Origin of the sequence: Providencia sp. PROV130 (genome assembly GCF_028482225.1) — a bacterium.
GTDB classification, from domain to species: Bacteria; Pseudomonadota; Gammaproteobacteria; order Enterobacterales; family Enterobacteriaceae; genus Providencia; species Providencia rettgeri.
Genome location: NZ_JAMPQC010000025.1, coordinates 42,769 through 69,242, shown reverse-complemented (window position 1 = coordinate 69,242; position 26,474 = coordinate 42,769). Strand labels below are relative to the sequence as shown.

The 26,474-nt window shown below is 48.6% G+C and carries 31 protein-coding genes; 10 read left to right on the top strand and 21 right to left on the bottom strand.

Features of this window, described 5'->3' with window-relative positions; translation table 11 throughout:
- Positions 1-109 precede the first annotated feature (109 nt).
- The 9 genes from PSF28_RS17435 to mobH form a co-directional block, all read right to left on the bottom strand.
- On the bottom strand, positions 110-1,198 hold the full coding sequence (locus PSF28_RS17435) for a TraK domain-containing protein (protein WP_094962210.1): 1,089 nt from the start codon (positions 1,196-1,198) through the stop codon (positions 110-112).
- A 168-nt stretch (positions 1,199-1,366) separates the two neighbouring features.
- Positions 1,367-1,957 (bottom strand): TraE/TraK family type IV conjugative transfer system protein, encoded by a 591-nt coding sequence (locus PSF28_RS17430; protein WP_094962211.1) that lies wholly within the window; start codon positions 1,955-1,957, stop codon positions 1,367-1,369.
- Positions 1,954-2,241 (bottom strand): type IV conjugative transfer system protein TraL, encoded by a 288-nt coding sequence (gene traL / locus PSF28_RS17425; protein ID WP_042847251.1) that lies wholly within the window; start codon positions 2,239-2,241, stop codon positions 1,954-1,956. Before traL ends, PSF28_RS17430 begins: the two co-directional genes overlap by 4 nt.
- Before the next feature lie 69 nt (positions 2,242-2,310).
- Entirely contained in the window at positions 2,311-3,138 is an 828-nt protein-coding gene (locus tag PSF28_RS17420; RefSeq protein WP_094962212.1) for a DsbA family protein, read from the bottom strand.
- Positions 3,138-3,428 carry a hypothetical protein gene (locus PSF28_RS17415; protein ID WP_131680361.1) on the bottom strand — a complete coding sequence of 97 codons (291 nt, stop codon included), beginning with the start codon at positions 3,426-3,428 and terminating at the stop codon, positions 3,138-3,140. The genes PSF28_RS17420 and PSF28_RS17415 overlap by 1 nt, the downstream gene beginning before the upstream one ends.
- Positions 3,429-3,516: 88 nt before the next feature.
- Entirely contained in the window at positions 3,517-4,167 is a 651-nt protein-coding gene (locus tag PSF28_RS17410) for a DUF4400 domain-containing protein (RefSeq protein ID WP_094962214.1), read from the bottom strand.
- Positions 4,160-4,537, bottom strand: coding sequence for a hypothetical protein (locus PSF28_RS17405; RefSeq protein WP_094962215.1), 378 nt, complete (start codon positions 4,535-4,537; stop codon positions 4,160-4,162). The genes PSF28_RS17410 and PSF28_RS17405 overlap by 8 nt, the downstream gene beginning before the upstream one ends.
- On the bottom strand, positions 4,534-6,507 hold the full coding sequence (gene traD, locus PSF28_RS17400; protein WP_131680360.1) for a conjugative transfer system coupling protein TraD: 1,974 nt from the start codon (positions 6,505-6,507) through the stop codon (positions 4,534-4,536). Before traD ends, PSF28_RS17405 begins: the two co-directional genes overlap by 4 nt.
- Entirely contained in the window at positions 6,500-9,166 is a 2,667-nt protein-coding gene (gene mobH / locus PSF28_RS17395; protein ID WP_131680359.1) for a MobH family relaxase, read from the bottom strand. Before mobH ends, traD begins: the two co-directional genes overlap by 8 nt.
- Before the next feature lie 147 nt (positions 9,167-9,313).
- On the opposite strand from mobH, the gene PSF28_RS17390 reads away from it, so the two are divergent.
- Both PSF28_RS17390 and PSF28_RS17385 read left to right on the top strand, forming a co-directional pair.
- On the top strand, positions 9,314-9,889 hold the full coding sequence (locus PSF28_RS17390) for a hypothetical protein (protein WP_094962218.1): 576 nt from the start codon (positions 9,314-9,316) through the stop codon (positions 9,887-9,889).
- A 35-nt stretch (positions 9,890-9,924) separates the two neighbouring features.
- The gene (locus tag PSF28_RS17385; protein WP_239509714.1) at positions 9,925-10,851 is read left to right on the top strand and encodes a DsbA family protein; all 927 of its coding nucleotides are present in this window, start codon (positions 9,925-9,927) and stop codon (positions 10,849-10,851) included.
- 190 nt (positions 10,852-11,041) lie between these two features.
- On the opposite strand, the gene PSF28_RS17380 is transcribed toward PSF28_RS17385, so the two are convergent.
- Positions 11,042-11,869: a hypothetical protein gene (locus PSF28_RS17380; protein WP_131680358.1), complete on the bottom strand. Its 828-nt coding sequence runs from the start codon at positions 11,867-11,869 to the stop codon at positions 11,042-11,044.
- A gap of 80 nt (positions 11,870-11,949) precedes the next feature.
- The gene (locus PSF28_RS17375) at positions 11,950-13,425 is read right to left on the bottom strand and encodes a 3'-5' exonuclease (RefSeq protein WP_131680357.1); all 1,476 of its coding nucleotides are present in this window, start codon (positions 13,423-13,425) and stop codon (positions 11,950-11,952) included.
- Positions 13,426-13,633: 208 nt separating this feature from the next.
- Between PSF28_RS17375 and PSF28_RS17370 the strand changes: the two genes are divergently transcribed.
- The 3 genes from PSF28_RS17370 to PSF28_RS17360 all read left to right on the top strand — a co-directional run bounded on the left by PSF28_RS17370 (position 13,634) and on the right by PSF28_RS17360 (position 15,342).
- Positions 13,634-14,014 (top strand): hypothetical protein, encoded by a 381-nt coding sequence (locus PSF28_RS17370; RefSeq protein WP_131680356.1) that lies wholly within the window; start codon positions 13,634-13,636, stop codon positions 14,012-14,014.
- Positions 14,011-14,301 (top strand): DUF1294 domain-containing protein, encoded by a 291-nt coding sequence (locus PSF28_RS17365; RefSeq protein WP_240704986.1) that lies wholly within the window; start codon positions 14,011-14,013, stop codon positions 14,299-14,301. Before PSF28_RS17370 ends, PSF28_RS17365 begins: the two co-directional genes overlap by 4 nt.
- 123 nt (positions 14,302-14,424) lie before the next feature.
- Complete coding sequence (locus PSF28_RS17360; RefSeq protein ID WP_094962224.1) at positions 14,425-15,342, top strand: LysR family transcriptional regulator; 918 nt, start codon at positions 14,425-14,427, stop codon at positions 15,340-15,342.
- 66 nt (positions 15,343-15,408) lie between these two features.
- Here PSF28_RS17360 and traA read toward each other — a convergent pair whose 3' ends face one another.
- Positions 15,409-15,744, bottom strand: coding sequence for a TraA family conjugative transfer protein (gene traA, locus PSF28_RS17355; protein WP_094962225.1), 336 nt, complete (start codon positions 15,742-15,744; stop codon positions 15,409-15,411).
- Positions 15,745-16,072: 328 nt separating this feature from the next.
- Here traA and PSF28_RS17350 point away from each other — a divergent pair, with 328 nt between their 5' ends.
- Positions 16,073-16,708 carry a phospholipase D family nuclease gene (locus PSF28_RS17350; protein ID WP_094962226.1) on the top strand — a complete coding sequence of 212 codons (636 nt, stop codon included), beginning with the start codon at positions 16,073-16,075 and terminating at the stop codon, positions 16,706-16,708.
- A gap of 60 nt (positions 16,709-16,768) precedes the next feature.
- Here PSF28_RS17350 and PSF28_RS17345 read toward each other — a convergent pair whose 3' ends face one another.
- The 8 genes from PSF28_RS17345 to PSF28_RS17310 all read right to left on the bottom strand — a co-directional run bounded on the left by PSF28_RS17345 (position 16,769) and on the right by PSF28_RS17310 (position 22,590).
- On the bottom strand, positions 16,769-17,320 hold the full coding sequence (locus tag PSF28_RS17345; RefSeq protein WP_131680355.1) for a hypothetical protein: 552 nt from the start codon (positions 17,318-17,320) through the stop codon (positions 16,769-16,771).
- Positions 17,321-17,511: 191 nt separating this feature from the next.
- The gene (locus PSF28_RS17340) at positions 17,512-18,600 is read right to left on the bottom strand and encodes a hypothetical protein (RefSeq protein WP_094962228.1); all 1,089 of its coding nucleotides are present in this window, start codon (positions 18,598-18,600) and stop codon (positions 17,512-17,514) included.
- A 291-nt stretch (positions 18,601-18,891) separates the two neighbouring features.
- On the bottom strand, positions 18,892-19,962 hold the full coding sequence (locus PSF28_RS17335; protein ID WP_131680354.1) for a restriction endonuclease: 1,071 nt from the start codon (positions 19,960-19,962) through the stop codon (positions 18,892-18,894).
- Positions 19,963-19,971: 9 nt separating this feature from the next.
- Entirely contained in the window at positions 19,972-20,343 is a 372-nt protein-coding gene (locus PSF28_RS17330; protein WP_094962229.1) for a hypothetical protein, read from the bottom strand.
- Positions 20,344-20,363: 20 nt separating this feature from the next.
- The gene (locus PSF28_RS17325) at positions 20,364-20,801 is read right to left on the bottom strand and encodes a hypothetical protein (RefSeq protein ID WP_131680353.1); all 438 of its coding nucleotides are present in this window, start codon (positions 20,799-20,801) and stop codon (positions 20,364-20,366) included.
- A 4-nt stretch (positions 20,802-20,805) separates the two neighbouring features.
- A complete protein-coding gene (locus tag PSF28_RS17320) occupies positions 20,806-21,441 on the bottom strand; it encodes a hypothetical protein (protein ID WP_131680352.1) in 636 nt (211 codons plus the stop codon).
- Positions 21,431-22,174 carry a signal peptidase I gene (gene lepB, locus PSF28_RS17315; protein ID WP_094962232.1) on the bottom strand — a complete coding sequence of 248 codons (744 nt, stop codon included), beginning with the start codon at positions 22,172-22,174 and terminating at the stop codon, positions 21,431-21,433. The genes PSF28_RS17320 and lepB overlap by 11 nt, the downstream gene beginning before the upstream one ends.
- Positions 22,171-22,590: a hypothetical protein gene (locus PSF28_RS17310; RefSeq protein ID WP_136135145.1), complete on the bottom strand. Its 420-nt coding sequence runs from the start codon at positions 22,588-22,590 to the stop codon at positions 22,171-22,173. Before PSF28_RS17310 ends, lepB begins: the two co-directional genes overlap by 4 nt.
- A gap of 182 nt (positions 22,591-22,772) precedes the next feature.
- Here PSF28_RS17310 and PSF28_RS17305 point away from each other — a divergent pair, with 182 nt between their 5' ends.
- The 3 genes from PSF28_RS17305 to PSF28_RS17295 all read left to right on the top strand — a co-directional run bounded on the left by PSF28_RS17305 (position 22,773) and on the right by PSF28_RS17295 (position 25,721).
- Positions 22,773-23,558: a hypothetical protein gene (locus PSF28_RS17305; protein ID WP_131680350.1), complete on the top strand. Its 786-nt coding sequence runs from the start codon at positions 22,773-22,775 to the stop codon at positions 23,556-23,558.
- A gap of 1 nt (position 23,559) precedes the next feature.
- Entirely contained in the window at positions 23,560-24,669 is a 1,110-nt protein-coding gene (locus PSF28_RS17300) for a toxic anion resistance protein (protein ID WP_163768302.1), read from the top strand.
- Positions 24,670-24,740: 71 nt separating this feature from the next.
- Complete coding sequence (locus PSF28_RS17295) at positions 24,741-25,721, top strand: hypothetical protein (protein ID WP_131680349.1); 981 nt, start codon at positions 24,741-24,743, stop codon at positions 25,719-25,721.
- 43 nt (positions 25,722-25,764) lie between these two features.
- On the opposite strand, the gene PSF28_RS17290 is transcribed toward PSF28_RS17295, so the two are convergent.
- Positions 25,765-25,956, bottom strand: coding sequence for a hypothetical protein (locus PSF28_RS17290; RefSeq protein ID WP_094962237.1), 192 nt, complete (start codon positions 25,954-25,956; stop codon positions 25,765-25,767).
- A 192-nt stretch (positions 25,957-26,148) separates the two neighbouring features.
- On the opposite strand from PSF28_RS17290, the gene PSF28_RS17285 reads away from it, so the two are divergent.
- On the top strand, positions 26,149-26,454 hold the full coding sequence (locus PSF28_RS17285; protein ID WP_094962238.1) for a hypothetical protein: 306 nt from the start codon (positions 26,149-26,151) through the stop codon (positions 26,452-26,454).
- Positions 26,455-26,474 lie beyond the last annotated feature (20 nt).

Sequence of the window (26,474 nt, the reverse complement as noted above, 5' to 3'; positions counted from 1 at the left end):
CAAAAGGATAATCGGGATCAATACGACAAATGTCCCCCCTAAGACAAAAATACGTTTTTTCTTAGCGTCCAGGGTGTCCCAGCGTTCTTTCAATATACTCATCTTTGTATTACTCCGCTAATTTAGGACGGACAGAATCATCGACTTGCGCCTGCTGAGACTGATTGCGAATGACAAAGTAGGCTTCAGTCTTCTGGCCCGGCTGGAGGGTATTCCGGCTCCATAGGGCGCGAGCTGCGAGATTTGGGTGAGTGCAAAGCGACTCGTCTACCGTGATAGTCGAAGCGCCGGTATTTTGTGCAACCCCAACGATGACACTGAACTGACTGCCTTGAATATACTGACCGCCAGCAAAGCTGTATTTGATATTATCTTGTGCAGTGCCTGTACTGAAATTACAGTTCGGGATGCTATGACCACGGCCTAAACTGCCCATTGCATAGCCTGGTGGAATATCGCCCAGCGCAACGGCGCGTAAGATGTTACGGATCGTTTCGACGTAGCTGTCTTTCTGCTCCCATTTACGGGCTTTGGCTTCGCTACCGCCGTACATCACATTCTGCGCATAACCTGACGCAGTCGGAGCGTTACCCACCTTGCGAGAAAGCATTAACGAGGCCTGGACTGGTGCAATCTTTTGCGGAACCAGAGACAAAGACAGGGCGACACTTTCGTCGCCTTTTTCGCTGACATACAGCGCGACCGGGTTGGTGGAGCTCGTGGACACATAGATCACATTACCTTGCACGCTGACTTTGACATCAGACAGTTGCAAACGCTGAACGGTAGGGCGTTCGAACGGCGTGACGATGCGGTTAAGCTGGCCGATTGAAATCGGGATCAGGGTATTCACGCCGGGCTCAACGACCAGATCCTGACGAGAAGGGATGACATCATCGGTTAAACGCACTGGCTGAACGATGGCGTTAGGGACGGGTTGGACGTTAATACCGTCTACGGCAGGGTTATCACTGGAACTGGCGTTGACTGATGCACCTGCTGTTGCAGTGTGATTACCTTTTTTAGATGCAACGACAACAGGCTCTTCAGATGCTGAATCTCCAGAGCGTTGAAGCACAACGCCGTTATCGACCGACAGTGTATTGCTATTAACGTTAAGGCCATTCGCAATGGCTGGCCCGGCAGTGATCGACGCAATCAAAAGCGCCAATATTTTAACGTGTTTACTATTCAACATTTGTTCCCCCGAACAGTGACAGACGCAATACACAGGAAGTTACCGCGACAGTTTTGTTAATGCTGTTCACTTTGTTTACCTAGCTTTTACACCATCGTAAAAGCGCTCAATGTGTTTATAACCCGCACGAGGCGGGTGACGAAATTTACGGGATAGTGTTCCCAGGATTTATTTGTCGCCTTTTTTATCGCTCGGCAATTCAGCTTTACCTTGCTTGATGTTGATGAAGGTAAGTACCGGGCGATAACCTTTCACATCAATCGACATTTGGAACGTAACGGACTTAACGATAGGGTTACCGGCGATCCCTTCAAGGCCTTGGCTACCCTCTACAAAGTAAGTGCCTGGCGCTTTTGGGTCGTGGTATACGCGGGTCGGTGTAAAGCTCAGGCTGATACGGTCACGTTTGATCTGGTCAATCTGGTCGTCAATACGCTTCATAACCTGCGTGTAAATGCCCGCGTCCAGGAATGGCCCGATAGACTTTTTCAGCATGTCCACTGACTCAGGTGTAGCGTTACCCATAGAGTTAGCCAAATAGATGGCCCACGCCTGCATGTAAGGCTGCCCGGCCGTCTTTTCGTCTAACCAGGTGGTCTCAGTCAGGTTCGGTGGCACGATGGTGACTATTTGTGAACGGTTCATCAGCGTGGTGGACAGAATGCCGATACAGATAATCGAAACAACCAACACCAGCTTCAGGGTGGTGTTTTCGCCCTTCATGTTCAGCAAACCCTTTTTAAAGTCTTGGCTTCTCATACAATAAATTCCCGGTCAAATGCGTTAGGTACAATGGTGCTTTTCCCGAATGAAACACCGAACTTCCAGTAACATAGGTGCAGAAAATATTTTTCTGACGCCTTTTGCAGGAAGCTGCCGTAGAACCGTGTGATCACGATGCCGATAAGCGACATCGTAAAGATTCGGCCAGTGAAGACCCCGATACCCAGAAAAACAAAAAATGGCATCGCTTCATCAACGCTCCAGAAGAAAAACTTCGGCGGATCATCGACAGAATGCGAAATGTGGACTGGTTCACTCATGCTTACCCCCAATTAAGAAACTAAATACCCGAACCCCTTCGGGCGCTTTAATACAACGCGCGGACTCTTTTACTTTCCTCCCTCCTGGGCTAATTGCGCCATCATCTGCATCAGACCTGTCCCGTTGACGGAGCCCTGCACCATTGCCGATTTATCGCCGTACACCACGATGTTTGCAGGCGTTTGCTGAATATTGAGACGTGCGGCTTCTTTCACGTCTTCCGCAATTTTGGCGCTAGGGCGAGCGGCGTTGACGCACTCAATAATGCGCTGCCCATCTAGGCCGTTGTTCTCCGCCAATTTATCCAATGGAGTTGCCATACCGTGGCCGTCGGAGCGAGTATCCGCAAAAATAGCCCGTGCCATCTTATAAAACGCAGGATTACCACCTTGCTCAGCTGCACATTCAGCAGCGAGAGATTCAGTGCGCGATGCCTGTCCGTGAACAGGGACGTGCTTGAACACCATCGCAATATTGCCGGACGAAGAATCCACCAGATCCATCATTTGCGGGAAATGGGTTTTGCAATACGGGCATTCAAAATCGGAATACTCAATGACGTAAAACTGTGCGTCAGGGTTACCATAGATACGTTCACTATCCGTGGAGGGCACATAGGACTCAGAGGGTTTATCTCCGGTGCTAAAGCCGACTTTGTTTTGCGCTTTTGGCTGCGTGCTGACTTTCAGCCCTGAGGCTGCAATATAGCGATCGAACGCTATTTCCAAATCACCACGATTGCTGATGACATTGCGTTGCATGTCGGCAACCACGGCCAAGTCGTTAAGCAGGCGTGTTTGTTTATCCAGCGTGTAAGCGGCGAAACCCGATGCAGCGATCATGACAGCCAATGGAATGCCGTAAATGACCCCTTTCAAAACTGTACGCTTAGCCATTAATACCCTCGGGATTGCTGTAATTGTTCGGGGACAAAAACCATGTCAGGCTTCTTAATTGCCCCGCGTTTTTTTATTTCTTCGTGCTGAGCTTGCAGCCGTGGCAACAAGATCTCAGCCATTTCATGGTCCATATTGTCTCGGGAAGTTAAATAGTTGGACTTGCGGAGCAACGTATTTAACTCACTGATCTGCTCAGATTTGTCAGTCAGTAGGACACCTGCACCCAGACAGGCCGAAAAGGCAATGCACAAGAGCCCGGACAAATAAACGTGCTTAAGTTCATTCATAGTTCACCTCGGGGGATAATTTACCATTCCGGTTTTGGTGCGGATAATGAAAAGCACCGCAAAACGCGGCGCTTTTCGGGGGGGAGATTTAGATGCGTTTAGGCAGGTTACTGATGAGAAGCGAACTGCCTATTGGGATCATTACAATCATGATGAGAGCCCCAATCATAGGCGGTACAGGAAGAGGGACGAACAGTGACAACAAAATACTGTAAACCCCCCAACCAATCAGCACCATACTGCGGCGGTTAAGAAACGGTGATGAATAGGCAAACGTGTAACGCTTGGCGTTCCATCGCATGATCCCCGCAAAGAGGGACGGCAGCGTGACCACCAGCATGTAGGGCAGCCAATATACGTTCAGGGTCAAACGATACACGATCATATAAAACCAGTAATTCAGGTTCTCAGCCATGTTCCGGAAGATAGAGGCGAGCAGGAAAAGAGGTCCGCCCTGATTCGCCATGTCGGATGCATCAAGCTCATAGAAGTCACGTAAAAAACCATCCACTCCGGTATTGACAAATAATGAACGGTAGTTCTTGTTGACGTCCGAGATCACAGGTGTGAAATCCGCATCACCGATCAATCGCTGGCCCCAGGCGACTTCCTTCTTCACGTTCTCGTAAAAATACGAGGCTGGGAAAAACATGGAAATGACGAAAAGCACAGCGGTGCTGAAGATGATGATCATCTTTATCGTCTGGGGCCACTTCTCTTCAGTTAATTGGTCAAGCATATGAAATCCTTAATGCGAGTTTTTCCGCCACCGCATTAATGAGCTCGCTATTCAGCCTGCGGGGTAGCTGGCTGATGGTTGCCAGTTCGGTGAAATCCATTTCCCTATCAACATGTTCGCTGACGAAATTTGCCAACGTAATGAAGTAAACCGCTAAGCGCTCCCAGTCATTCAGAGAGCAATCTGCCTGCTGGTTATAGGCCATCACCGAGGATTGCACAGCATCGGCCACCAGCCCTTTTGTCAGAGTGGTCGGCAGCAATGAGATGAGTGACTGCGTGATAGGTTCAACACACGGCCACACCAGCGTTAGGCTGTCATATGCATTGCAATCTTCTTTACGTAAAAAATAGTTTTTCATTTTGATCATGATTTTTTGCCCCCAACACGAATACGCGACTTCTCACCCCGAACTTTCTTCTCGTACAGCTTGAGGAATTTCAAGGCCTTCTTGCTGGCTTGGTTGAACGCCTTATCCCCCTTCGGAGACATAATGATGGGTACCTTACCTTTGACGATTTTGTTCGCTTGGTTGATTGCCATGAACTCCAGATTCGGTAGCCAGCCCAACAACGGAGAAGGGAACAATTCGCCTTCTTCTTCCATGATGCGCTCACTGACTGAACCGGAGATCATTTCAGGGTCAGCGCCTGCACTGGAGCCATGACCACGCATCACGTATTTGAACTTTGTCATTGGCACACGTTTCATCACCGCCTCTTGCGCATCGGGATCCGGGGTGCGCAACGCAGTAAAATGGTTGGTGTTGGTGATGATTTGTTTCATCTTAGCCTCAGAGCCCAGGCGTGCTTCAAAGTCGCTGGTTGACTGTGAAGAAATGAACAGGCGGAAGCCTGCGCCACGGGTTTTGTTCAGCATCTTGATCACCTGGTCGTTAATGACCTCAGCGGCTTCGTCGATCAGAACCATGACAGGAGCCAGATCATCCCCGCGTGGCTTCATGAAGTTATACACGTCCGCCGACACGCTGGTGATGTCAGACAAGAAGATAGACCCAACAGCCGAACCAGTTTCACCGTCAGCCAATGAGTCTAGTCCCATGTACAGCATGCCACCCGTTGTGATGATATCGCGCACGTTAGAAATAGGGCGGAAGTCATTCAGCTGCGATTCATCGTCGCTGTCAGGGGATAGCAGTTCAGCCATAAAGCCTTGAGTCAGCTGGCTGAGGATTGGCATCACGTTTAAGATCATCTTCTGGAAGTGTTCACGCTGATGGCCGAGCATATCCAGACCGGCTTCAATACTTGGGAAGCTACGGTTTGCTTTGATGTCGTTGCGATAGATTTCTGCGCAGATATCTGCGATCTCTTTTGGGCCTTTAGCCTTGTTAGCGTAGCGATCCATGCGCATGGCGAAGATACGGTCAAAGTCATCCTCACCCAGCACTTGACGACCAATTTTGGTCACTGACTTGATAATGAGCTCAGCAAGAGACGTAACGTCAGAACCCAGCTGGGTTTTCACGTTTTTGAGGGTCGGCTTCAATTCGCAGACTTTCATGAGCTCAACAACCGTGGTTAAGGACATGATCCCGAACGAAACGAACGGGTCACTGGTTGCATCTGCGCGCTGAATAACAGAAGTAATTCGGTTAGCTACCTCTCCGGCCCGTGTGTAGTTGGTGATCGGTGAAATTCGAGCGGACTTCTCTGGGTGTGCCAGCGACATGTAGTTGAACTTATCTTCACGGTTCACCAGCCGCAGGCACATGTTCATCCAGTCGGCTAGCTCTTCATCATTTTTAGGGTCGATGAGGATGAGAGGCTGCTTCTTGAGTGCAGCCTGAAGGATGAGCAGTTTGTAGTAAGTCGTTTTTCCCGAACCGGTTGTCCCCGTAACCAGTGTATGTAGCGACAGCAGGTCTTCAGCAACGCGTATCCATTCTTGTTTTTCACCCAACGCATGGATCCAACCCAGACCCATGAAGTTTTCCGGCACTTTACTGATGAACTTTTTGATGTCGCGCTTGATGAGTTCAGACGCTAATTGACCTTCCGGCTGCCCCCACTCATAACCATACCCCAGCAGGTAGCTGTCGGGATATTTCATCATGATGTCGATGACGGATTCCAACTCCATTTTCAGGACGCTGGGCTTACGTTTCAACCTGCTTTTGTGCTTGTAAATGTCCCATGCAGAAGGAACAGAGCGAGCCGCATAGGCCGCCTGTACAGCAACAGCCAGGTAGCACGGCACCGCAGGCATGTTGAATGCGGCGTTGACCGCAAGTGAGGCCGCAATCCCCACACCCCAACCCGCGATTTCAAGCGCCTCAAAGTTGGGACGCCAGCGCATGTTATAACTCCATTCACTCATTATCGTTCACCATGAAGTTCTGAATATTGCTGTTAACAAGGATGTAATCGACACCGGTACGGGTTACATAGTCGAAGTTGTCAATCAGCACTTGTTGGAACTGATTGGCGTTAATATTTAGGTCCTGTGCGATACGGCGCTTTTGCAGTGAAGACAGTGCAATCACTGGGTCACCATTGAACGCGGTTTTGCTGGCCCCTTTGGTTGCAATGGCGCGATAAACTTCGGTCATATCCACACTGACGTCAGTCAGGTCAAACGGGCTCAGGCTGGCACGATAACGGTGACCGGAAAGCTGATCGATGTCATCGTTGAGCTCTTTTCGCAGGTAAAAACACATTTGCGAACGATGGGTGTAATACTCGCAAGGGGCTTCCATAAACGGATACCAAATCCAATCCGCATCCCGCATCGGTTCAAAGAGTGAATCTTCAACCCCATTTTCAAGGATGATGCAGCAGTGGCCGCTCTCGTGGAAAAGGCCAGACTGGTTTGCAGCAACGTAAGATGCTAATTTTTCTTTAGCAAGGTCTGAGGCGTTGCGAAATAGAGGGCTCTGATCTTGGTGCAACGCGGTCAGTTGTTCACCACCGAAAGCGGCCATGTTGTTTTTGTTGTAACCAAAATCGTTATCCTGTGTCACCGGTTCAAAATTACCGTTATCCACTTCATCTTGCACACGCTGGATTTGGGCTCGCGCTTCAGTCATCGGGTCGGTGACGGGCTTTGCCTCAACCAGATTGCGCTCGTCATTTTGATATTCATCAGCGACAGCGCTCTGCTTCAGCGTCTCCCAAAGTGACAGTGTTTCGCGGTCAAACTCGGGCTCCTGATAATGGTCCATCGACGTGATTGGGAGAGGCATTTCGTCATCAGAGCCTTGTTTACTCAATACGTCTTTGAGGCTCAACTGTTGCGGCGCAATGGTGGTTTTTTTCTGCTCGCGTGCAGACACTTTAACAGGATGACTCTCTTCAACCTGTGGTGGAAGCGACTGGAAGGCTTCACCAGGCTTTTGATTAGCCAACTCAGCCTGGGCTTTCGCTTTCGCTTCCTGACGGGCATTTACCTTTTCGTAGTCGGCATCAGACAGCAGATTCAGGTGATGCAGCAGTTGGTGGGCGTTATCCGGCGTTACTGGATTCGAGGCACCAAACATATTTTCCAGCGGACTGTCATTCTCATCCGGCAGCAGCGTGCCACCCTTGAGAATTTCCGGATCGACATCAGCCGGAATGCTGTTTTCACGGGGTTCTTTATTGCCTACATAAGGACGACTTTCTTTCAGCACGGGGATATTCTTCCCTTTACTGGTTTTGAATTCACGCCATTCACTCTCAATTCGGATGCGAGAGGAAATAGGTAGCGGCTCCATTGTATCTACAAACAGGACGTCCGGAGAGATAAGACGCAGGCAGCTTAGAGCCACTTTGGGCTCTTTGCTGTTGCGTGAATCCTTATCATTCATGATGTGCGGGGCTATGCGCCAATATGCGGTATCTTCGTTTTTGTTTACATTTGGAATGCACAATTTATAGCTCATCATCAGATCCGCCAGGCTGTTGGCCGATTGCGGGATCACTGCGCCCGATTTTTTCACTGTGTTGGTGATATCTTTGACTGCCGTGCCCCAAACGATAAACACGCCATAAGTAGTGACCCAAATCGGGTTGCCGGGTTTGTTGGGTTGCCATACTCCTTTCTTTAGCAGGTGGCGCATGGCATCGACAATGCGTTGAACCGCAGGCACGCCAGATTGCGTTGCACGAACAGCATCACCGCCATAGCGTTGTAGGTCATGGCGGACAGAAATGACGTCAGACTCCTTCACAATCTTCAGGATCTTGTTTTTCATTTCAGGTGCGTTTTCTTCGGTGGCATCCAGGCGAACGGTGCTTACGGCCATTGCACGAGTCAGTTCGTTATAGATGTCGTTACCTTCGCTCAGCAGGAACTCATGCAGGATTTGCGGCATGATCATCATCATCATGGCGGTAGTGCTGGAGTGGTGCTGTTGGTGGCGTGAACTCTTCCAGACCAGATAATAACGTTCAATATTATTGGCTTTTGCCCATTCATGGATAGGGGTGCGCCCCGGAGGCCAGTGATGGGTACCGGACTTGTCCCAGACTTCGTAATCGGTAAACGGCTTGCCAATGTCATGCAGAAGGCCAGCAGTCGCAATCGCAAGACGCCAGGCCAACATGCGGCTGGATTTCACCACGGGCATTTCCATCGAATCGAATTCAATGTTTTTGGCTTTACGAATGCACTGGAAACACACTTCAAGCGAATGACGCATCAGGCCACTCTGCGCTCGATGGTGGTGGTGTTCGGATGCGGGGAACAGTTGCACGAAGTTCGCAAAGCTATCAAGCATCGGCATCATCAGCTGTTCGAATTCACTATCCCGAATATTCAGTTCGCGCTTTATGGCCTGGATCATGTCGGTCTGCTTTTCACGCAATATGTAGCTCCCCGGAATCAACGCAGGGAAACCGATTTCGGCAGGCGGGTAACGCAAAATATCACCGCGCACAACCATTGAATCCACACCGTCGCGCATAGAGTCGATTTCTTCGAGGGTCTCCAGGGGAATGTTAATCTCTTCCTGTACCTCATTTTTTTTGCCAAACAGCGTTTTGATGATCTTCAGCATTTAAAACTCTCCGTTGTAGTGCAAGTACGATAACCCATGACCGGGTGCGGGCAGGAATGAAAAGGCCCTCGTTTTGTCGGCTAAAACGGTAACTGGCAATTTTAAAAAAAAGGATAATGACAGTGCTTTCTAACCGGAGAAGAAGTGATGAAAACCCGTAAACGTTTCGCATTGCCTTTGCTGGCAACCCTAATCATTGCCACCTTGACTGGGTGTGCAGCGGAAAAACCAAAGGCCCCAGAGCGTACCTACGTTGATGAAACGCAGGTGACGGTGGTCAAGGCAACTTACCCTGAGGGCTATGAGTTTTCAGAGTCCTACTACAGCACTGAGCGCGGCGGTGCCGCACTTCGCCATCCAGGCTACGAGCACACGCTTGTGAGCCCGTATGCCGTTCATGACCAAACGGGCAAGCGTTATGTTGCTCGTGATCTCGATACCCAGATCTTGCTGACCAGCATATCTAACACTGCCTATGCCAACGGTCCGCGCGGGACGTTTACTCAGTCACCCAGATTCTGCGATGAAAATTCATTCATGCTGCCGAACAGTAAGCAGACCGCCAAACGTGGTGAGTACCTGCAAATTAAAGAGCGTTATTGCTCAACGCCAGGTTACCGCCTGAGCCAGCATGAAATTGACGTGCTGACCCGAGGTGAGCCAGAAGATCTGCGTCAGTATCGACTGAAGATGTATGTCGATAACCAATTCACCAAATTTTAAGTGACAGATTAATTCTTAAGTGGGGTAAGAAAACGATGTCCAAGCAAATCAATAAAATTCAAGTCATCGGGCCAATCGCTATTGGCGTGATGATCGCCGTTTCAATGGGCGCGAGCCTTTACACCGCCGTACAAACGAGCGGTATCAAGACCAAACTTAACGCGCTTCAAGCGCAGGTGGTTGAGGTCGAAAACAACGGTAAAAGCCTGTACGGAAGTGTTGAGGGGCACTTTGCGCAGCTGGCTAAATCCGGCGGTGGCATTGCGGGTACAGACGGTGATGTGAAGTCAGCGGTACAAGCCGCATTGGCTGGCTTGGAAGAAGACAAACTGGCTGAGAAACGCGCTGAGTTGTACAAAGGCTGGGAGCAGGTTAGCGTCAACAAAGACGGGCGCTACATCTACGGTAATCCGGACGCTCGCTTTACGCTGGTGAACTACGAAGATCTGGAATGCCCGTTCTGTAAGCAGTTCCATAAGACGCCGAAATATCTGGTTGATACGGCCAACAACGGCGCGGTGAACTGGGAATGGCGTCACTTCAACCTGGCTTTTCATGAGCCAATGGCAACAAAAGCGGCAATGACAGCGGAATGTGTGGCCGAGCAAAAAGGACCGAAGGGCTTCTGGGGGGCGACCAACTACTGGTTTGAGCACACGCAGGGCAATGGCAAAGGCTTCGAAGACATCGCCAGTATTCCGGCATTGTTTGAACTCGACAAAACAGCATTTGATACCTGCATGCAGGATCCGAACATCATCCAGCGTATCAAGCGGGATATGGATGCCGGTACCAAAGACGGTGTCAACGGGACGCCAACGACCATCGTGATTGACAACAAAACCGGTGAGCGTGAAAGCATTGTCGGCGCACGACCGTTCGCGGGCTTCGTTGAAGTTATTGAGCGAATGGTGAAAGGCGAGTCTGAGAAAGCTCCTGCTGCGGCACCGGCTAAAAAATAAATTCGGGTGCCCGGTTCGTCCGGGCTCTCCAACTATATTGAACAAAGGCTTTCATGTTTAAAAATATATTATTAATCCCGGTATTATTGTTTGTTCTTAGCATTTTCTCGATCACTCAGGCTACTGTGGAGAACACAGATTCGGAACAAATTCAGGTATTGAATAGCCTGGCGAGCGATGCGCTGTTTTTTTAAGATAATATCCCATGCCTTATTATTTCTGTTTTCCAACCAGGGAAACCTGAGACCTTCTGATAAAGCAGCTCCATTAATGGATCGTTGTTAATGTTAATTATGTGAAGTGAAGCTGGCGTACCTCTATGATAAGCGATAATTCCATTAATGCTACTCGATATAATACCATCCAACAAATCATCATGTTTTATAGGCACTAACTTTTCACCTTCATCAGTATTTTTCTTTTTTTTCATTTCGTTTCGAGCTATAGGGAGGCCACCACCGATTTGCCTCCCTGTTTTTTTATCAAACACTAATTCTAATTCTTCTTTGAAGAAGGCATAGGCTGCGAATAGCAATGGACCAGATACCGTTCCCGGGAATAAATCTCCCATGTCTATCGCAATAATTTTTGAATCGTTCGAGTCCACAATCCCTTTGGCTAACCATTTCCCATACTGCTTTGATTTATCGGTAATTTTTGAGGTTATGTGAAGTTTGGGTTCATCTTGTATAAGTACATCTTCAGGAACAAGGGAACAGTAATGCTCATCCCTGAACCTATTTTCTGGTTTTGTTATCTTAGTGATCTCTACGTGTGCCATTAACCCATCAATGGTTAATTTAAGGTCTGGATGATTTTCGCCTGACTGGCATATCAACTTCACTCTCGAAGGCTCTATTTCTTGTAGCGTTTTAAATATATACGCAAAAAGTAGTTCGGACTTAAAGCTATCAAGTTTGTTCTTATCTCGTGATCTGGATGAATAATCCGAGAAGGTATTATCTTTTATTCCAAAAAGAGATTTTGTTAGATTAAATATTTCATCCCAGTCAGCCATACACCGCATCCTTTCATAAGTTATTTAGACAATAATATCATTGAATCGAATATAGAAAAGGCCCGCTTCGGGCCTTTTATTTACACAATGACGATAGATTCGTTCCGTTCACGTAGATGGTTATATTGTTCCAGCAATTCCATCATTGAGCTGTTGATGTTGATGCGACTTTGTGTCCGCGTGATCGCAACGTACAGCAAGTTCATCTCATCAATAATACTTTGCTTCGATTTTTTCATCATCAGTGCTTCAATAATACTGGGAAAATCATCGTTTAAAATAACGTTATCCCACTCCATGCCTTTGGATGTATGAGCGGTAGTGATGATGAGATCTGCATCTTTGTGGGTGCGAGCCTCATTCAGACGCATCGTATCGACCATGCCAGGGATATCAACATAGTTATCCATCAACCTGATGGCTCGGGTCATGTTCGTGTCTTTGGTCGTTTCCGCGATCTCTTGGAAGTTGGCCCAGTTGCCATAGTCTGTCAGTATTCGTGGATTTTTAATAGCCTCGTAATTGCTGGTTTTCATGGCATGTAAGTCAAGTAACTCCCCCAGATTGTACTTACCAATGCCACCATTCCACATGACGCGCTTACCCATCAGGATAGCCTCATAGGCGGAAGAAATGACCCCCATATATGTTCGTGAGATAACAGCATGAAAACCCCGCTGGGCTATCTCATGAGGCTGACAAACCTCATCCAATTTCCCCAGCCCTACAAGTGGGTGGGTTTCACCAATCATGGACAGCACCACATTAGCAAGTGCCGCAACCATCGGACCAAAGCGAAAAGATTTTGTCAGTCTGAGAACGGACGCGCCTTTCTCTTCCACAACGCCCAGGGCATTCTCGGCACCACGCCAACGGTTAATCATTTGGTGCTTATCGCCGACAAACAACTTCGCACACTTGTTATTGAGGACGATATCAAGCGTCACGGGGTTAGCATCCTGCGCTTCATCAAACAGGATAATGTCATAGACTGAATCCAGTGCCGGGTTAGACATCTGATACAGCTTCAGCAACGTGTTATTCGTGCAGGGCACATCAGATTCCGGATCGATTTGCAGCTTCCAAATTCGGCGCGCGGCACGTAACGCAGAGTCCACGCGGGAAGGCGGAATTTTATCTATGTTACCGATGTCTTTTAAAACGTGGGACGTGTTAATTTCATAGTCAGCTGAGTTCATGAAATGTGTAAGCCCATTAATAGCCAGCTTGACCACACGCCAATCCTCTTCACCCATCAGATCTCGGTACTCTTTCACCTGAATGTTCAGTTTTGTCTTATGACGATAATGTTTAAAGCGTGCCGCTGCCAGCGCATGCGAGGTTTTGCATTCCACGTTTTTGGGAAATTTTTTCTCTGCTTCTTCACGAATAGACTTATTGAAAACCAAATAAAGCATCTTTTTGTCTTTATGGGTTTCTGCATAGACCTTCAGTGTGAAAGTCTTGCCAGATCCCGCATAGGCTTGCACACAAACCATCGATCCAGGCTCAGCCTTATAGTCGATAATCCTCTGTTGCTCGTCAGTTGCGGCCATGAGCTTTCCTATCGGTTGAAATAGGCATAAATGGTACGATTTTTACAACCGAGTTGGCACAAAAAAGGGGGGCGGAACGGGGACAAAAAAGGCTGACTATTGGGCTTATTCGGTGTTTCATAAAGAAGATAAATTTGGGGGTGTTTTATCGTAAAGCGCGGTAGTGGTTACCGGTTTGGAATTCCCCATAACAACAGGCCATAAACTCATGAAAAATCCCGACGAAGAACCCTTAAGTACAGAGCCTATTAGCCCTGACAGTCTCGTCAAATCGTTACGCACGTTGTATATGAAGAGTACCCGCGCCCTTCGTGAAGCAGGCAGGCAGATCCAAAAGAAAAAACAACTGCAAAAGGCCGTGCAGGATGCCACAATGCAGCTGAACGAACTGACCATTCAAAGCCTTGATGGGCAACATAGCGCAGAATTTTTGGCACAGCAGGACAGGGCAACAAAAGCCCTAAGAAAGGCCAACCGCAAACTGGCGAAGTTCTTTGATACGGCTGAAGACGTGGAAGATCGCACAACGCAGGCACTGACAAACCTTCGGGATTATCTCACCACCAATATTGATGAGAGGAATAAATGATGTTTTACGCATACACGGTGCTGTGGATGATTGCCTGGAGCCTCATTTCGATTTACGTGTATCGTAAGGATAAGCAACAAGCCATCGACAGAGGCCCGCGAGTAGAGGAATTAACGCTTGATGCGCTGGCTTTTCTCGGTGGCTGGCCGGGCTGTATTATTGCCCAGCAGATGTTCAAGCATAAAACGCGTAGTGCATATCAGCGACGCTTTCGTGCTTTGGTTGGTGCCTGGGTACTTGGCTACGCTTCTTTGTGGTATTTTTTGTGGGTAGGCCAAATCATCTAAACCCCAACATTTTTCCCCAAAAGGGAGGTTGCATTTTTAATGCACCTCCCTTTTTGTTTACATTAAAAAGGGAAATTGCAAAAATACGACCCTAGGCTGCAATTTTGCAGAGGGGGAGGACTTATGTATTTAAACGGGTGGGACGATGTTAAAGTTTTTCTTGCTGCGTATCGGACTAATTCCTTACGGGGAGCATCGGTCCGTTTATCTATGGATCAGTCCACAGTAAGCAGAAGGCTGGCAAATTTAGAAAAACAGCTCAACGCCAAACTGTTTTATCGTACACCAGATGGATTAATTCCCACTGAAGTGGCTGAAAGGGTACTGGGTGCCGCCCAGGAAATGGAGCGTAACTCAGTTTCATTTTATAGGTTGAGCGAGGGAACTAATGGTGAATTATCCGGTGATGTTTCGATTGCGACCACTGACAGGCTAGCTGTCGAGTTCCTAATGTCAGCAGTGAAGATACTGAGAGATCGCCACCCCAATATTAATGTCAGCATGAAGATTAGCGCACAATTAGCAGATATGTCTCGTGGTGAAGCGGATATTGCAGTAAGAATCAAAAGACCTGAGGCCCCAGAACTTATTGCAAAAAGGCTTGGTTGTTGGGATGTCGGCCTATTTGCAACTCAGGTATATCTTGATAAGTTTGGAATGCCAGAACCTGGTCAGCATTTAGCCAACCATGATATTGCCTTATACGGCAATGTTTTCAGCTCCCCTGTACCTGAAACGATGGTCGGTGAATCACGAAGAGATGCACGGGTCGTCGCGAAGCTAACATCCAGTTTCTTACTCACCACGTTTGTGCGTTCAGGATTAGCGTTAGGGGAATTGCCGTGCTACCAAGGGTTACGTTATCCAGAGTTAATTCGAATTTGGCCGGATAAGGCAAGAAAGAAAAAATACGAAGTCTGGAAGGTTATCCATAAGGATGCTTCTGAGCTCGCCAGAGTAAAAGCAGTATCTGAAGTAATTTCAGAAGTGTTTGAGGCTGAAATAAAACCATATCATGCTGACCTTCACAGCTCCCTATAGCCCGAACCTCAGAAATACAAAAACCCGACCGAAGTCGGGTTTTTGGACGCTTGCCGAAATGGCCGATTAAATGCCGACTGGCAGGGCGGTAGCAACAGCGCTGGTGGAGGTCATCATGCCGTCGATGATGTCCGGCGCGTAGTACAGGCCAATCGCAGCGCCGACCGCAACGGCGAAGGTCATCAGAGACTGGCGGACAACCGCAGCAGCAACACCGACGATGACGATCAGACCTACCAGCACGCGACCCAGGGAACCCTGCATGTAGGAAGTAATGGTGGTCCACACTTCGCTAAAACCAGTTTGCTCAGTACCCTTCGCATAAACGGCGGTCACGCCCAGAGCCAGAACAGCAGAAGCGGCCAGAACAGATTTCAGGTTGCGGGCGGAGATAGTTTTCATCGTTTACATCCTTTCTTGAGTTAAAGTTCAGTTTTTGGATGTTCGCCTGACTATTTAACGGTTTTCAGCAGGGAACGCAGATAAATATACAGATACCGAATGGCTGAATCATTAAAAAAGCCGGACATAAACACCCTCAAACATACAAAATAAGGTGACTTTTTGATGCAAAAATGAAAATAGTTGTATGTAATGGCTAAAAGTCGAATTTATTGGGTTTATATTAAAGAAAAAAAGGTTAACAAATCGCATGGCTATACGTTTTGTCGCCTGTTTCCCATGTGTTGTAATGGTTAGTGCAATTACAAACTTCTAAAATGGTGACTTAATGGATCTCAAAAAAAGGCTTTTGGTCAGTTCTTTGGTTTTCTCTCTCTCGCTATCAGCACCGAACGCATTCGCGTTTAAGATTGATGATCTACTTAATGGCCTGGGTAGCAGCCAAGAACAAAGCCAGCAAACTCCACCGCGTGCAGAGAAGGGCGGGCAGATCAATAACCAGACGCAAATCGTTATTGGTTTCTCACCAGAAGGCTCCGCCCAAAAGGCAATCATTAATGCTATCCGTTCGGCAAAGTCAGAGATTCGCCTGGCTGCCTACTCCTTTACATCGCGAGATATCGTGAAAGAGCTGGTGGCAGCAAAGAAGCGCGGCATTGATGTTAAGATTGTGGTGGATGAGAAAGGCAATAAGAGCAAGCACTCGATATCAGCGATGAATACGGTGAAACTGGCTAAGATCCCAATCCGAACCAATGGCCGATACGCCATCATGCATGACAAGTTCATCGTGGTAGACCGCCAAACGGTTGAAACTGGATCTTTCAACTATAGTGATAGCGCGCACAAGCGAAACAGTGAAAATGCGATCGTGTTATACAATCTGCCGGAAGTCGCTGAGGTTTACCTGGAACACTGGGAACGTCGTTGGGCTGGCGGAATTGAGCCGGATATGCGGTATTAAATTAGAAGTTACAAATTAGAGCACTGAAAACCACTCAATATTTTGAGTGGTTTTTTTTGTTCAACGCAGAATGGCATGGAGCTCGTCTTCGTTTGTATCCACAAAGAACATCTCCCATAGCTTTTTCGCTAAAGTTGGATTGACGATACTCACTTTGGAAATAGGCATTACACGACTCAATCCCAGCCCCATAAAATGCTCATATAGCATGCGGGAATGTCCACCAAAAACGTTTAGTGGCTGATTGAGAAGATATACAGCCTCAGCCATCGTCAAGCCTTCAACCTGCAACGTATAGCCCAGCGCGCGAGAACAGATTTCACGCATCACGCCGCGCTTAACCCGATAGATTTCATCTTCAGGGAAGTGCTTCGGTAACTCGCTGCGAGCACAGGTTGTAGGATCAATACCGTCAATATAGCAGGCCGTATCATTCTCAATTCGGTATTGTGGCTCACCACTGTCATCGGTGTTTTGCAAACATCCGACGGGGTCAAGAATGGTGCCATCCTCCAGGACTAACCAACCATATTGCGTATGAGCTACTGAAAAAACGCCGTGGTCACCTTCGTTTACAGCGTCTTTATGTCGTGTTAGCCGAGTACCCAACATTGCCTTACCACCGAATATACCTCGTTGAAGAAGCGCTCGGCATATCAGGTATGAATGTTGAGGTGTCCACTGGGCGTGAGGAATACTGATACAGTAGCCCGTCGCGATGAGACGGACCCCGTCAATAAGAGGGCTTATCATATAGACTCCGATAAAAAAGGCGCATCAAGGATACGCCTGTCCCATATATATTACTTTTTCGACTTCGACTTCAGTTCCGGCTCCGCCGAGGTGTAACGAAGGGAATCAGTACGCAGGCTAGGCTCACCGACACCTTGCAGAATGAGTGAGTAAGTACGCTTGCCAGCAACGATAAACAGATCCGTTGCTTGCGACCAGGTGGCCTTATTGTCACTGCGTTGGACACGGAGAATGCCGCCTGGCAGCAACTTTAATTGCCAACCTTTCTCGTCAGACAGGTAGGCGCTAATGTCTTCACCTTTATTCGTTGGCAGCAGGAAGATTTTTGCCGCGAAGGTGCTATAGAGGTAGACCGTATCCTGTTGTTGAGATTTGTACTCAACCTTCAGCGCCGACCCAGTATAGTTCAAATCAGAGCCCGTCATGTCCTGGGTCTGAGCGAATTGATTTTTCGCAGGGAGCTCAACACGCTCCAGACGGATGGGCTCAGGCGCTGGCACTGGTGCTGGCGTTACGGCAGGTGCAGGTACAGTTTTGGTCGGCTCAGGGACTGATTCTGCCACAGGAGCGACATCAGCGCCCTGAGGTTTTTCTTCAGTAATCCCAAACTTGGCTGGGTCATATTCTCGCTTTTCGCTGGCCGTTTCGGTTACCGCTTGAGCCTCTTTAACGATCTCTTCAGCTGGGATAACTTCAGTTGTAGGGGTAGCCGGAGTAACCTCTTCGACGTTAACTGGCACTTCGGTTTCAGCCTGATTGTTTTTCTTCAGCTGCGCAATTTCCAGAGCAGGTGTTTCCGGCACGTTTTCGCTTGCCGTCGTCACCGGGTCAGAATCAGGCTGTGCAGGTTCAGTGGCTTGAGCGCCGCTGTTTTCGATGTCCGCTTTGACTTTGTCGGTCAGCGCGATACCGTCATTACTGATATCGACCGACAACGCTTCGACTTTCTCAGCAGGAGTTTTATCACTGGTCAAAATCACTGCCGTCATCGCACCCCCTGCGATAATGGCTGCGACGATCACCGAAAGTACCGTTTTCTTCGATACTTTCTTCGTTGTCTCAGGCGCGGCCGCTTCCGCAGAGCGTTCACGCAAAATTTCCTGACCGTATTCAGCGCCAGTGCCGCGTTTATCAGTCATCTGTTTCCCCTCGAATTTATTCATACACATTACCGATAGCCGCAACGTTCGTTATGTTTACCCCGTCGCAGTTCAGCCTCTTTAACAAACCCCGCAGAACGGAGTCCATGATCAGCAGTGTTACCCTCACTGCCAGATTGGATTGCCCGGTGATTATAGCGGCATTGTTTCCGCTGCCGAAATTCAGAAGGCCGAAAACGTCTGCGTTTTGTTCTCCTTTTCGCACGGGGATGGGGATAAAAAAAGAACGCCGATTATCGGCGCTCTATGAACGGAGGGAAGGTTGAACAACTACAATTCGCGAGTACCGCGACAGTCTGGGAATAGAGAGCAACCAAAGAAAGCTGACTTAGCTGATTTTCGAAGCACCATCTTTCCACCACATACCGGACACAACGGCTCTTTCGCATCAATGGATTGAGTGGTTGCAGGTGGCATGGAAGGGTTTTGCTCCAATTCTCCATTCCCTTTAATCATTTCGATCAGCTGTGTGCCGTCGAGTAAAACAACCTTTCCTTTCACATTCTCGCGCTGAACGAACTTCCATGCCTCATCGGTGAATAGGCCAGACGTGATAATGAATCCACGGCGAAAACCGTCGGCTAGCACAACACCGAATATTTCACGGACAATCGCCACACCAACACGGTTAGTTTTCCAGTGTTTGCATTGAACCATTTCCCTGTGGCCGAAACCCATAAGCTCAATATCCACACCGCCGTCCGCACCAGCTTGAGTAACACGAGCGCGATAGCCTTTCGTTTCAAAGAACTTGCAAACCACTTTTTCGAACTGATCCCAGGTCATCCGCTCTAAGACCTGACGTGCATTGACAACCCCTTTAAGCTTGCTCAGCGCTCGGCCAGAAGCCGATAACTGTAGATACTTAACGACAGTCCCAACGAAGAAACACAAGCCGATATAAAATAGGAAAGCGCCAACCAGCAATGGGAGTTTGGCATGGAGCAGGTTCATGACAGAGACCATTTTGTCTTCAACCTTTTCGCCAGGCGGGAACAATACATCGACCATTGCTTGACTGATAGCACTTTGATACCCATAACCGTAGAGCAGCATAGCGATAGCCGCGACAGGGAGCCCGACATAGACACGAAATAGCAACGTGGACTGAGGGGCATTTAAGGTGCGCCAGTTTTCTTTTCTGAACCACGTTCCGACAACAACCCTACCAGAGAGTGTAAATAACAGAAAAATGGACAATGTCAGCAACAAGGAAATTAGCTGAATTTTTGCACTTCCCACAAATACCGTATTGAGCACAATAATCAGGCCCGATACACCATAGAAGCGGATCCGCATTGCCTTTTCGGGTGTAACCTGACGTTTCTTTCCTTTCGACATTTACTGCACCTATTTTCGATTTTTAGGCCAAGCCCGGCGAGTCTTCGCTCTCACCGCCAGCTCATTGGAGTTAAGAACCACGATATCGTAGACAGCAATCAGACCCACAATGGACGGCGTGCCGTAAACGATAAGTTCAGGGATTAAGGGTAGGTACGGCGAAATCACCGCGTAGTAAACCACCAGCGATAAGGCATACGCTGCCCAGATATAGTAAATCTCTTTGCGAGCCAGCAAAAACACTGCGGCGCAGAACAGAGCCATATTTCCAACACCGATGATGCGGAATAGCTCAGTCTCATTCTTACTGGCGTATACCGCCAGGGCATAAATACCCGCTATCATTAACATCAAAACGTAGTTTACGACGCGCAAAATCATAAAAACCTCAACAAAGTAGATCAGTCATTTGAATATTCCGAGTTTATCATCGGTATATTCGCTGACGAAATCACCTCAGTATCGGCTGCTGGTACGTACCCGGCCATCGCCTCCTGGTTATCGCATGCGATTTGATTGGGGATCCAGAAACTCCCGTTCGTCGCTTCAACAAACCGAAAGACCATTTGGCAGGGAACATTTAGTACAGACGCGATGATCATCGTCCGGTTGCTCCCATCAATGAATCGGGCGTTTTCATACTGAGCATCCTCTGCTAGCCCTTCATTAAATAAGACTTGTAACGCATCCGGCTCCATCATCGGACCTGGTGTCAACGGCTTGTCCTGCGTTCGCTGTTGCACTGGCGCTGACAGAGGTTTCACAGGCATCGGCTTTCCCGGACCGACGTTAGCGCACCCCCCAAGAATAAGAACCATTAAAACTGACAGGTATTTCATTGCGTCACTCCTTTATGACGATGGAATTGTGGTAATTGAAAAGGTGGACCACCTGTTGAGCCGAGACATCCTCCCAACCCTCAGGCATATCAGGAAGTTCATAGGTCATGGTATCCTCGCGAGCATTCACGGGGATGGAGCACACGAGAGAGAAGTCACCTTTATCGTCGGATATCGCCCATATTTGAGAGAAGCCCACAACAGCCCCAGCGGTAACACGTCGGTTAATACCCAGCATCATGCAGATAGCCCGCTGATACCCCATAGCGCCTGGCTCACCGTAGAGCTCGCTGTCAACACCCAGTGCTGACAAAGCACTCTCGGCCAATTGCATGAGCTCACGAGAGATGGCCTCACCTACAGGGTTGTCATGGCGCAGTGCATAGGGAATATAGTCCGGCTCCGCTAAAAGGGAATCATCCCCGGCCAACTTAAAGCCGGTCACCTTCTGGATATGCTCATAGCGAGAGCGGAAAAAGTAATCTGGCACGCAAAAATCCGGTCCCGAAAAATTGACAAATCCAAGTCGTTCACAGACTGCCAGAGTTTGGGCCCGCCACTCGTTATAGGTTTCAACGCAACGCGCGAATTCAGCCACCATCTCTGGCGACTTTGTCTGATAGAAGGTTTCAATCATCATTGCGGGCACCATCTACATCCTTGCGGATCACTGCCATTTGAGCATCGAGTGCATCGTAAGTGTTGAATGGGTTAAAATTGAACAGCTTGTGCGTGACGCGCGCATCGATCCGTTCAATTGATACCAACCCACGCAAGGGCTTTGGTGTGCCGGGTGGATTTTCCCAGTAGCGACTGTCCCATGAATGGTCTCGGTTGTCCCCGGCCATGAAGTAATAACCTTCTGGAATAACCCAGCGACCTTTCGTCGGGACGTAAGCAGCGCGCGTGTCGATAACAAACCTGTATGGCTTACCGGAGCGTTCATCGTCGGCCGTGAACACCTGAAAACCATCTTTTTCGGCGATTTGCTTGCCCAGAACCTTTCCATTAATCCGGTACATTTTGTCTGCGCCAAACTCAACCAGATCACCGGGGATGCCGATAACGCGTTTGGTATATAGCGTTCGAGGTACGGACGGAGCCTTGAACACAGCAACATCACCGCGCATTAACCGGCCATCGTCCAGCAACCCGCCCAACCTGACCGCTGTGACGTAGTCACCAATCTTATAAGTTGGTTGCATTGACCCCGTGGGAACGCTGTAGACTGCACCAACCCATCGCTCACTGACAAATAATGTCACGGACAAGGTAAGAGCGATAACAAGCCAGGGCTGCGGTTTCCGGCGCTTGATGATATCTCGACCCAAGACGGCCACTAACAGGATAAATAAAATACCGAGCCCATTCATGAACGGGCCTCCTTCAGAGACCGAGCGTAACGGGTCAGTGAATCAGCCAGGCGCATGTAAATAGATAACAGGTAGAAGTGATACGCACCACCTCGCACCATCTTGACGGCCAAAGGATGTTCGGTTTCTTCACCGTCATGCATGATTATGAGGGAGAGATTAACGAATAGGTCATCACGCCCAAAGCGCACACGAGTCACCTGATATGTTCTGACAGGCCGGTAATAACTGCGATACCCGATCACCGCAAACGCCAATAAGAAGAGCCCCAGCAAACCCACCGGAACAACCCAGGTTAGATTTCCTGAAAGACTGAACCAAAAGGCAACAGAGACTGCACCGTCGGCCAGTAATGTGAATATACGGTTGAGCCGTAAGCGGCCTGACAAGATCATCATTGGTACGAATCGGAGCATAAACCCCCCTTGTTTATGGATGCGTACAGGATACCGAACACCTTCTCGACGACTGAGTTTTTTCATCGACAAAACGATGACGAAAAAAGGTTATTTTTTAGGGGAAAATCGACTTCATTTCTTCGTCAGCAGAATTGCTGTGATAGCGTGGATGTAGATTCTATTGAAAAGCAGGAGTGCGCATGTCCACCAGCTTGATTGCCCGGCAAATACCCGCGTTCGTGAATGACGCGATAGGCACGGTTAGCTTTGGCCCCAAATTACTGTCCCACACCGATGACATCATGGATTTCAACGGTAACAAGATGTCTCTGGAAGAAGCGATGAAAGTGGGTGCTGAGGATACGAAAGTAAGCGAATCCGCCTCACGTCTAGTTAAACATCTTGAGGCCTGTGACCCAAAAGTGTACTTCAAACGTAAGACGGGATTTTTGTCCCGCGTCTGGGATGCGCTGACGGGTTCAAATGAAACACGCATGATTGAATTTACCATGAATTGCCGTCGCGTGGATAGGCTGGTGGCACAGGCTCCTTTGATACTGGAGCAGGCGCACAAAGGCGTGTCTATTTTAATGGCGCTAGAACAAATCTACACGCGGGATATTGAAGCGTTGGACGACTACATCAAAGCGGGACGGGCGTTTCTGGTAGAGTGCCGCGGTAGTGGGAATGAGCTGACCGAACAGCAGGAGTACGGGCTAACCCGCTTAGCTCAACGCATCCTTAATTTGGAAGTCACCAAAGCCTCTTCGGAGATGAATAAAGTTCAGGTGGGTATGTTGCTGCATACTGCCGCTACTGATATCGATCTCCTGGAGTCGATTGTAAAAAGCGCCATTCCTATTTGGCACCACCAAATTAAGCAGTTGCGAAGTGGTGCTGCCAATATCGAGATAGATCCAGAAGTTGAAGCGCGCTTTAAGGCGCTGGTAAACAAACTCAATGACAACGTTAAAAAGGGTAGCTGATATGAGTAATACAATTACTATCACCGCAGACCAGATCATTCTGAACAAAGATACTGAGAAGTTTGCTGTCACCCCCGACCAACGTGATCAGGTCGTTGCCGTCGCTAACACCCTTGTGCTGGGAGATCCTAAAAGCGCGCACAACTTTGGCCGCAGTAAATCAGTCAATGGTGCCTATCTGGACAAGTTGTTGGAAAATGTTTATGTCCAGAACCAAGGGGAGGACGGCAAGCGTTTGAATGAAATCGTTGAGCTGGCTCGTGACATCAGCACGTCTGCACAGCCTGGCAAGGTGCAAAAGTTGCTACTCAAAATTCCTGTTGTCGGTTATTACGTTACGCGAGCGCTTCGGCTGGCTTCACGAGCGAATGACCGTTTTGACAACGTCAAAAATCAAGTCGGTTTACTGACGGAAGACATCACCAGTATCTCGGCAGATCTCATTGGTCAAAACAATAACCTCGATATCTTGTATGAGGAAGTTCTGGCTGAAGTGCATGAGTCGGGTATTAACATCGTGGCCGCAGGTTTTGCGATAGAGCAAATTGAAACCGTGTTGAAGGAACGCCGTAAAGCACTGAAGACTGACCCGGAAAATAATTTACTCGCGTTGGAAGTCAGCAATATTGACCACCAATTGACGGTTCTGAAAAAGCGCAAAGTAGACATTATCATGTCGCAGCAAAAATGCTTTGAGGATTTGACCATGATCCGCATGATGCAGCGAAATAACCTCAACATGCTTGATCAGTTTGAAACTATCAAGCGCGTGACACTCCCGTCTGCGAAACGCGGCCATTTGCTGGTGGATCAGGCCACGCAAAGTAATAACCGCTCTAAGCTGGTGCAGGCCGTGGGTGACGTTGTGAATGCGCAGGCGAGACACCAGGCGGATTTGGTCAGCGAGAGCTCTATTCGTATTGCTCGGCAAGGACATCGCCCGGTGTACGACGAATCTACACTTGAGCACATTTCGAACTCTATCGGCGGTGCTGCACGCGAGATTAAACGGATCCAACGTGAAAGCGAAGGGCACTATGCTCGTCTGTCGGAACGTACCGGTAATTGGCAAAAGCAACGCCGTGAGCTGCTATTGGAACTGGCGGATTAATTTCTCAGACGAACAGGCCGGTTATCCGGCCTTCTCATTTTTATTGTCAAATTACCGGAGGGGTAATGGTTATGACAGAGCCGGATTTCATCGCAACGACAAAGCGGATTAAATATAAACGGGATCGGTTATTTGTCTCGGGGGGCATTCTGCTGCTTATATCCGTGGTTTTGTGGCTCTTCAGTATGATGCAACATTATGATGTGGACAGTCTCTATACAATGGCCGAGACCAATCCTGTCGCTATGTCTTTTCACACCGATGATTCTGCGATAGAAGGGCGATTCGATACGCTAGGTAACGTTGTTTCCGGCTATCTCACTTATATTGTGCCATTTTTAGTTGCACTGATGCTTGTTGTGGGAGGGGTTGCTATTGTTCGGTCAGAGGCTTCAATCCTTATAGTTTTGCTTCCCATCATAGGCTTCATTTTTTCAGTAACCATTTTTAGTAATGACGAACCTAAAACGCTCCCCAGCGCGCCCTCAGCTCGGACTGTGGTTCTTATTCCTGCGGGTGAAGCCAATGCATTGCTGAGGGCGATAACAACAGAATACCCAGGCGCTGGCGCGATCTTTAAGGACGCGATGGAGAAGGGAGTTACCGGCAACAACGCAGTTACCGCATTACAAGAAGAAATGCGACAAGGCTATGTATTTGGAAATGCTCGCAAGGCCATGAGCATGAGTGTGGCACTGGCTCAGGCACTGGTAGTGGCAGCGGAGAATACCTCAAGCGAAGATGAGCGGAAGGATCTTCTGGACAAGGCTAGCCGCATTGCGGCTCTCAGTGTCCGTGTTTTGAGAGGATTTGATCTGGTAGAAAAGGAGCTGGCATATCGTTTGTATGAACTTGCACAGCGACTTGATCCAAGCATTGCGAATGAAGCTAAGCCAGCGATTGAATTGAAGTATCAGGAGTCAGCTAAAATGGAAGGCATTTTACGTACACTGAAAGGTGTTTTCCTGATGATGTCAGTGATACTCATCGCGTTGGCGGGTTTTTCTAATCGGAATCTACGCGTGATAAAAAAACTCAAAATGGAAGCTTGATGCACTGCCTAAATGAACAACCCCGGCAAGTCCGGGGTTGCTTTTAATAGTAGCGCTTATTGGGTTCGCTTTCCTCTTCGGATTGAGAGGCCGCTGACATGATAGCCGGAGGTTCTGCGTAATCCTTTCCGTCATCATCGGGCTTCTTAAAGAATTTTGACCAAATGTAGTGACCAGCCAGCAAGGCCACTCCACCACCAATCATAAGCACATCAAACAAATCGAGCTCGCGCATCTATCTTCTCCAGTCAAAAGGGGCACACTCCCAGCTGGCATTTAACGATTTCGGGCAGCGTAGGCAGCCCCCAATTTAACCACGGGCACAGTAACAAAAACATGAAAAAGGGGGACGAAACGAGGGGGAAAAACACCTGGTACCCTATAGGGTCATGAGATAATTGAGACTCTCATCAACGTAGAGGTTTTTATGGCCTTGATTATCCGAGCCGGAACCGGCGAAAGCGACGTCGTAGTCACTGAGTGCAATGAGCAAGGTCTTCTTGACCCTGCATTCGTTCAAAGCGTGCTGAAGGGGTACCCTGAGTTTTCTCAGCTGAGCAAAGGGATCACGTTGAATGGCGTGATTTTCGATCGCGTCCTCATAAATGAAGACGCCAAACACAGCGACCTGGAGCTGAATGAACGAGCCACTACGCTGCTGGAGGAACTTATTTGCCTGGAAGGGCCGATCGTCGGTGATGTGTTGTTGTTAACCGCAGGGGAGCACTACTGACGAGACGTTAACTGGCAGCA

Coding starts and splice junctions, on each gene's coding strand:
- PSF28_RS17435 (WP_094962210.1), bottom strand. CDS start 1,198: ATGTTGAATAGTAAACACGTTAAAATATTGGCGCTTTTGATTGCGTCG.
- PSF28_RS17430 (WP_094962211.1), bottom strand. CDS start 1,957: ATGAGAAGCCAAGACTTTAAAAAGGGTTTGCTGAACATGAAGGGCGAA.
- traL (WP_042847251.1), bottom strand. CDS start 2,241: ATGAGTGAACCAGTCCACATTTCGCATTCTGTCGATGATCCGCCGAAG.
- PSF28_RS17420 (WP_094962212.1), bottom strand. CDS start 3,138: ATGGCTAAGCGTACAGTTTTGAAAGGGGTCATTTACGGCATTCCATTG.
- PSF28_RS17415 (WP_131680361.1), bottom strand. CDS start 3,428: ATGAATGAACTTAAGCACGTTTATTTGTCCGGGCTCTTGTGCATTGCC.
- PSF28_RS17410 (WP_094962214.1), bottom strand. CDS start 4,167: ATGCTTGACCAATTAACTGAAGAGAAGTGGCCCCAGACGATAAAGATG.
- PSF28_RS17405 (WP_094962215.1), bottom strand. CDS start 4,537: ATGATCAAAATGAAAAACTATTTTTTACGTAAAGAAGATTGCAATGCA.
- traD (WP_131680360.1), bottom strand. CDS start 6,507: ATGAGTGAATGGAGTTATAACATGCGCTGGCGTCCCAACTTTGAGGCG.
- mobH (WP_131680359.1), bottom strand. CDS start 9,166: ATGCTGAAGATCATCAAAACGCTGTTTGGCAAAAAAAATGAGGTACAG.
- PSF28_RS17390 (WP_094962218.1), top strand. CDS start 9,314: ATGAAAACCCGTAAACGTTTCGCATTGCCTTTGCTGGCAACCCTAATC.
- PSF28_RS17385 (WP_239509714.1), top strand. CDS start 9,925: ATGTCCAAGCAAATCAATAAAATTCAAGTCATCGGGCCAATCGCTATT.
- PSF28_RS17380 (WP_131680358.1), bottom strand. CDS start 11,869: ATGGCTGACTGGGATGAAATATTTAATCTAACAAAATCTCTTTTTGGA.
- PSF28_RS17375 (WP_131680357.1), bottom strand. CDS start 13,425: ATGGCCGCAACTGACGAGCAACAGAGGATTATCGACTATAAGGCTGAG.
- PSF28_RS17370 (WP_131680356.1), top strand. CDS start 13,634: ATGAAAAATCCCGACGAAGAACCCTTAAGTACAGAGCCTATTAGCCCT.
- PSF28_RS17365 (WP_240704986.1), top strand. CDS start 14,011: ATGATGTTTTACGCATACACGGTGCTGTGGATGATTGCCTGGAGCCTC.
- PSF28_RS17360 (WP_094962224.1), top strand. CDS start 14,425: ATGTATTTAAACGGGTGGGACGATGTTAAAGTTTTTCTTGCTGCGTAT.
- traA (WP_094962225.1), bottom strand. CDS start 15,744: ATGAAAACTATCTCCGCCCGCAACCTGAAATCTGTTCTGGCCGCTTCT.
- PSF28_RS17350 (WP_094962226.1), top strand. CDS start 16,073: ATGGATCTCAAAAAAAGGCTTTTGGTCAGTTCTTTGGTTTTCTCTCTC.
- PSF28_RS17345 (WP_131680355.1), bottom strand. CDS start 17,320: ATGTTGGGTACTCGGCTAACACGACATAAAGACGCTGTAAACGAAGGT.
- PSF28_RS17340 (WP_094962228.1), bottom strand. CDS start 18,600: ATGACTGATAAACGCGGCACTGGCGCTGAATACGGTCAGGAAATTTTG.
- PSF28_RS17335 (WP_131680354.1), bottom strand. CDS start 19,962: ATGTCGAAAGGAAAGAAACGTCAGGTTACACCCGAAAAGGCAATGCGG.
- PSF28_RS17330 (WP_094962229.1), bottom strand. CDS start 20,343: ATGATTTTGCGCGTCGTAAACTACGTTTTGATGTTAATGATAGCGGGT.
- PSF28_RS17325 (WP_131680353.1), bottom strand. CDS start 20,801: ATGAAATACCTGTCAGTTTTAATGGTTCTTATTCTTGGGGGGTGCGCT.
- PSF28_RS17320 (WP_131680352.1), bottom strand. CDS start 21,441: ATGATGATTGAAACCTTCTATCAGACAAAGTCGCCAGAGATGGTGGCT.
- lepB (WP_094962232.1), bottom strand. CDS start 22,174: ATGAATGGGCTCGGTATTTTATTTATCCTGTTAGTGGCCGTCTTGGGT.
- PSF28_RS17310 (WP_136135145.1), bottom strand. CDS start 22,590: ATGCTCCGATTCGTACCAATGATGATCTTGTCAGGCCGCTTACGGCTC.
- PSF28_RS17305 (WP_131680350.1), top strand. CDS start 22,773: ATGTCCACCAGCTTGATTGCCCGGCAAATACCCGCGTTCGTGAATGAC.
- PSF28_RS17300 (WP_163768302.1), top strand. CDS start 23,560: ATGAGTAATACAATTACTATCACCGCAGACCAGATCATTCTGAACAAA.
- PSF28_RS17295 (WP_131680349.1), top strand. CDS start 24,741: ATGACAGAGCCGGATTTCATCGCAACGACAAAGCGGATTAAATATAAA.
- PSF28_RS17290 (WP_094962237.1), bottom strand. CDS start 25,956: ATGCGCGAGCTCGATTTGTTTGATGTGCTTATGATTGGTGGTGGAGTG.
- PSF28_RS17285 (WP_094962238.1), top strand. CDS start 26,149: ATGGCCTTGATTATCCGAGCCGGAACCGGCGAAAGCGACGTCGTAGTC.